The organism is Paenisporosarcina sp. P4_E4_2, from assembly GCF_056401595.1.
Window position 1 is genome coordinate 1 of record NZ_JBFUJC010000283.1, and the last position, 4,122, is coordinate 4,122.

Annotated in this window: 2 protein-coding genes and 1 pseudogene; 1 reads left to right on the top strand and 2 read right to left on the bottom strand. The window is 41.1% G+C overall.

The genetic code is table 11. The annotated features are described in order from the left end of the window. Positions 1-214: pseudogene (locus AC1DSB_RS15435) on the top strand (heme A synthase); the annotation flags it as partial. A 175-nt stretch (positions 215-389) separates the two neighbouring features. Here the strand turns inward: AC1DSB_RS15435 and pyc are convergent. Next, positions 390-3,830 carry a pyruvate carboxylase gene (gene pyc, locus AC1DSB_RS15440; protein WP_477587045.1) on the bottom strand — a complete coding sequence of 1,147 codons (3,441 nt, stop codon included), beginning with the start codon at positions 3,828-3,830 and terminating at the stop codon, positions 390-392. Between the two features lie 16 nt (positions 3,831-3,846). Next, a partial coding sequence (locus AC1DSB_RS15445) for an FtsW/RodA/SpoVE family cell cycle protein (protein ID WP_477587046.1) occupies positions 3,847-4,122 on the bottom strand: 276 nt, incomplete at its 5' end.

The window sequence follows — 4,122 nt, forward strand, 5'->3', positions numbered from 1 at the left end:
GAATTATAGAGACCAACGAGTTTTATCTTATGGGTGGATTATTGCGTTTGTTATCGTCTCACTTCAAGTCATATCAGGTATGCTAGTAGTGTTGACAAGGCTGAACTTATTCTTCGCTTTACTACATTCTCTACTCATCACACTACTATTTGGATTGCTATGTTATATGATTTTGCTCCTATCTCGTAGCCGTTCTAAAAAAACATCACTTTAAAAGCAGTTCCGCGTACATGCGGAACTGCTTTTTTCGATAGAAATGGAATTAGTACAGATGGATATAAGAAAAGGCATCAGCTGAAACCGTTAACGGTTTCAGCTGATACCCTTTTAATGTTGATTTTTATCAATGCTAGGGCAAATGTACGATAATCAACAGTATCGTGTTTAATCTACTCTTTTTCCATTTCAATCAACAAATCTCCCGTTGTAATAGAAGAGCCGGTAGTGACATGAATTTCTTTCACAACACCGTCATACGGAGACTGGACAGTTGTTTCCATTTTCATCGCTTCAGTAATAAGCAAATGATCTCCACGCTTTACTCGACTACCCTTATCTATTACTACTTTTAATACAGTTCCTGGCATCGTAGCACCAATATGATCAGGGTTACCGACGTCCGCTATCGGTTTTTGTGTAATATCCGATTCAATCGTCAAGTCCTGGATGATTACTTCCCTTGGCTGTCCATTCAATTCGAAATAAAGGACGCGATTACCGTCCGATTGAGGTTGGCTAATCGATACTAATTTTACGAGTAACGTTTTACCTTTCTCAATTTCCACTTGGATTTCTTCACCTAAGCGCATACCGTACAAGAAGGTTGGAGTATCTAATACGGAAACATCCCCAAATTTCTTCACAATATCCGAGTATTCATCGAACACTTTTGGATACAACGCATATGCCAGTACTTCATGACTTGTAACCGGACGACTCAATTTATGGAAAAGCTCTTCTTTCAGCTTATCGAAATTGACTGGTTCCAACAATTCACCTGGGCGCACCGTAATAGCTTCGCGTCCTTTTAAGATTACCTGTTGCAGTTCTTTCGGGAACCCGCCGTAAGGCTGCCCAATATATCCTTGGAAGAACTCGATTACTGAATCAGGGAAATCAATTGTTTGTCCTCGGGTAAGTACCGTTTCTTCCGTTAAATCATTTTGAACCATGAAGAGCGCCATATCACCGACAACTTTTGATGAAGGCGTAACTTTGACAACATCACCAAACATTAAGTTAACGGTTGAATACATATCTTTTACTTCTTCAAAACGCTCACCCAAGCCAACTGCTTTCGCTTGTTGTTGCAAATTGGAATACTGACCACCCGGCATTTCWTGGACATAAATTTCAGAATGTGGACTCATCATGCCAGACTCGAAATCCTGGTAGTATTTGCGTACATCTTCCCAGTAGTGAGAAAGTTTCTCCAAAGCTTTAATATCAGTTCGCACTTCGCGCGTACTGCCTTTTAATGCATACGCAAGCGTATTTGTGCTCGGTTGGGATGTTAGTCCTGCCATCGTTCCTAACGCTGTGTCAACGATGTCTACGCCAGCATCAATTGCTCTACCGTACAAATAAATTCCGTTGCCACTTGTATCATGTGTATGCAAATGAATCGGAAGTGAAACTGTGTCTTTTAATTCTGAAATTAATCGGTATGCCGCTTCGGGTTTCAGTAAACCAGCCATATCTTTAATGGCTAAAATATGTGCACCTGCTGCTTCCAATTCTTTTGCCATTTCTTTGTAATAAGCGACCGTATATTTGTCACGACTGTCATCTAAAATATCACCCGTATAACAAATTGCCGCCTCCGCTATTTTGCCTGATTGTCGAGCTGCATCAATGGCCACTTCCATCCCTTTGATCCAGTTTAAACTATCAAATACGCGGAAAACATCGATTCCAGCTTCTGCTGATGTCTGTACAAATTCACGGATAACATTGTCAGGGTAGTTTTTATAACCCACAGCATTTGCCCCACGAATCAGCATCTGCAACAACACATTTGGAATCATTTCACGCATTTTAATGAGTCGATCCCATGGATTTTCCTTAAGGAATCGATATGCAACGTCAAATGTGGCACCACCCCACATTTCAAAAGAAAACGCATCATGCATGGCTCTTGCCGACTGCTCTGCAATTTCATACATATCATGAGAACGGACGCGTGTTGCAAGCAATGATTGGTGTGCATCACGGAACGTAGTGTCTGTCACCAAAACATCTTTTTGTTCATGTATCCACTTGACTAGTCCCTCTGCTCCACGTTCATTAAGAATTTGTTTAGTACCCGCAGTAGGCGGAACAAGCAAATCTATTTGTGGTTTTCTTGGCAAGCCAAACACAGGTTTTGATGCTTTTTCGATACCGGGGAAACCATTCACTGTCACATTACCGATATAATTCAGTAGCTTTGTCCCTCTATCTTTTCGGGTTGCGAAGAGGAACAATTCCGGTGTGGAATCAATAAAGCTGGTATTGAAATTTCCTGTTAAGAAGTTTTTATGTTTTACTACATTTTCTAAAAAAGGAATATTCGTTTTTATACCTCTGATACGGAATTCCTGTAAGTTTCGATCCATTTTAGCGGCTGCTTCTTTAAACGTTTTTCCCCATGTCGATACTTTGACAAGTAGCGAGTCATAATATGGAGAAATCACAGCCCCTTGGTAACCATTCCCTGCATCGAGACGCACCCCAAATCCACCACCAGATCGGTATACCATCAATTTCCCGGTGTCGGGCATAAACTGATTTAAAGGATCTTCGGTTGTCACACGGGATTGAATAGCGAATCCGAAAAGTGGAATGTCTTGTTGCAACGGCATGCCAATTTCTTCTTCATATAAAGCTGATCCATCTGCTATGTGAATTTGGGTATGAACGATATCGATACCGGTAATCATTTCGGTAATCGTATGTTCTACTTGAATTCTCGGATTCACTTCGATGAAGTAAAACTCATCACCTGCAACTAAAAATTCAACTGTGCCTGCATTTATGTACTGAACATTATTCATTAATTGAACCGCGGCATCACAAATGCGGTCGCGCAATTCTTTTGTTATGGAATTGGATGGGGCGATYTCCACTACTTTTTGATGTCTTCGCTGAATCGAACAATCACGTTCATACAAGTGAACCAAATTGCCATGCTTATCCCCAAGAATTTGAACTTCTATGTGTTTCGGTTTATCAACAAATTTCTCTACATAGACTTCATCCGACCCAAACGCGGCTTTTGCTTCTGATTTTGCGCGTTCGTAAGCCGACTCCAAGTCTTTTGCAGTGGGAACAACACGCATACCTCGACCGCCGCCACCTAAGGATGCTTTGATCATTAAAGGATAGCCATTTGCTTCACCGAAATCTTTTACTTCCTGAACGGATTGAACAGGTCCGTCACTTCCTGGTATTACTGGGATGCCAGCAAGAACAGCTTGTTCTCGTGCTTTGACTTTGTCGCCAAACATGTCCAAATGAGCTGAAGTAGGACCGATAAAAATAATCCCTTCTTCTTCACAACGTCTCGCAAATTCCACGTTCTCAGATAAAAATCCATATCCAGGATGAATCGCATCTGCTCCACTTGTTTTTGCAATCTGTAAAATGCCTTCGATGTCCAGATAGGCATCGATTGGTTTCTTTCCATCTCCTACTAAATACGATTCGTCTGCTTTGTATCGATGAAAAGAAACACTATCTTCTCTTGAATAAATCGATACGGTACGCAAGTTTAATTCGGTACAAGCACGGAAAATGCGAATGGCAATTTCTCCGCGGTTAGCTACTAATATCTTCTGAATCGTTTTCATAATGAGACGACACTCCTTAGCTTCGCGTTTTTTCGTATTTGACAAACATAGACACATTTAACAGAATGCCCATAGCTAACGATAACAAAATAACAGAAGTTCCGCCATAACTTATAAATGGTAATGGCACGCCTGTTAATGGAATGAGACCAAGCAAGCCACCTAAATTGATAAAAGTCTGGAATCCTATGATACTCGCAAAACCTGCGGCAATCATACGCGCGTGCGGATCCTCTGCTCTTAAAGCAATAACCAATGCACGCAATACAATAAACCCAAGACCACCGATAAC